The sequence below is a fragment of the Sebaldella sp. S0638 genome (genome assembly GCF_024158605.1).
Lineage (GTDB): Bacteria > Fusobacteriota > Fusobacteriia > Fusobacteriales > Leptotrichiaceae > Sebaldella.
This window is the reverse complement of sequence record NZ_JAMZGM010000245.1, coordinates 1-1,565: the sequence shown is the minus strand read 5'-3', so window position 1 is coordinate 1,565 and position 1,565 is coordinate 1. Positions and strand designations below refer to the sequence as shown.

At 23.1% G+C, this 1,565-nt stretch carries 2 protein-coding genes; both read right to left on the bottom strand.

What is annotated here, in order from left to right; all coding sequences use genetic code 11:
- Nucleotides 1–50 precede the first annotated feature (50 nt).
- Entirely contained in the window at nucleotides 51–239 is a 189-nt protein-coding gene (locus NK213_RS19990) for a hypothetical protein (protein WP_253352622.1), read from the bottom strand.
- A 14-nt stretch (nucleotides 240–253) separates the two neighbouring features.
- Nucleotides 254–1,213, bottom strand: a complete 960-nt coding sequence (locus tag NK213_RS19985; protein WP_253352620.1) for a hypothetical protein — start codon at nucleotides 1,211–1,213, stop codon at nucleotides 254–256.
- Nucleotides 1,214–1,565 lie beyond the last annotated feature (352 nt).

Here is a 1,565-nt window from a genome sequence, read left to right as displayed (position 1 = left end):
TAGATAAATCAATATATGAAAAACAAATCTTTTATTATATCAGATTTAATTTACAGACTTTCTTGCACACTCCCATAGATATTTTTGAATTCAATATAAGAAATTAATTTTATATCTGCTTCTAAACTAATGTTATTCACTTCAATAATTTTAGCAAGTGCAACAGTATTGATATTATTTAAAGAATTATAAAAATCTTTTTGTTTTATTTCAAATAAATCATTTATGCTATATCTCATATTTCTCCTTTGATTTAAAAAAATATTATTATTTTATTTTTTTCTAATTTTTCTTTTTCTAATTTTTCTTGTTTTAATGTTTCATCTTTAGTAATAATTTTACTGTAAACTTCTACATATACTTTAGTTACATGAGCATCTTTTTTTGGATTAATAAAATGTTCAATTTTGGATATTATATGCGGATCATTAGAAGAATCAATGTTTTTGATGAAACGAGTTCCATCCATTTTAATTAAAAGATTATGTCCTATTTTCATTTGATGTTCAAATAACATAGTAATAGTATAACCAATATCTGAATTTGTAATATTAAGAATTTTTGCTGGGTCACAATTTATTTTAGGCATTTTTTCACTTTTATATTCGATAAACTGAATAGTTTGGTTATCCAGAATAAAAATACTTTTTGTATCTTTGGCAAGTCTTGTAAGAATATTTTTTAGATCACCATTAAATGACTTGGAACGTTCATAAATACAGTCGTCTTTTAACTCAAGTGGTTTTATCAATGACAATTTTGGCTCAAGAGTATTAGCTTTTTCCATAATTTTTTCTATAATAACACTGGCTTTAGTTGGATTTTTTACTGAAACTTGAAATAGTTTATTTTTATATATAGGGTTAATTTCACTGCAATAGAAATGGCTATTTATTGTATTATTATCTTTTTTAGTATCAATATTTTCTAAAATTCCAGTGAAAACTAGACCATATTCTGTTTTAGTTTTTATATCATAACCTGAGTAGATCCGTACTGTAACAATATTTGGAATAGCGGAACTTAATAAATTCTCTACTTTAAGTGGAAGATTATATATATTGATATCAGCTTTATTAGAATTATTAGTCATATCTAATGTTATTTTAGCATTAAAATCAATATCTTCACTTGTGAATATTACTTTATTATCATTATAAATAAATTCTACTTTAGCAAAACGATTAAATACTAGATTTTGAGATTCTATCATTTATTATTCCTCCTCAATTAAAAATAATTCTTGAGTAATTCCGGCAGTATTAATATGGAAATCCTGAGTGATTCCATTTATATTGGAAGGGACAGCCATCATTTTTGTTCTAGGAAAATTTTTATCGTATATCTTGAAAATTTCTAATATATCTATCCAAGTGTGTATTAATTTTCCATAAATTAAAGGTATATTATCATTATATATATCAATATACCAATAGTTATTGATACAATATATTGATAGAATTAGAAATTTACTTCTTATTTTGTCATTATGTACTTATGTCAATAATGTGGACACATTTATCTTGTCTATTATGAAATTTTTTTCAAATATTCTTTAGGAGATA

Bases quoted from the DNA above. Each gene is read 5' to 3' on its own strand.
- NK213_RS19990 (WP_253352622.1), bottom strand. From the start codon at position 239: ATGAGATATAGCATAAATGATTTATTTGAAATAAAACAAAAAGATTTT.
- NK213_RS19985 (WP_253352620.1), bottom strand. From the start codon at position 1,213: ATGATAGAATCTCAAAATCTAGTATTTAATCGTTTTGCTAAAGTAGAA.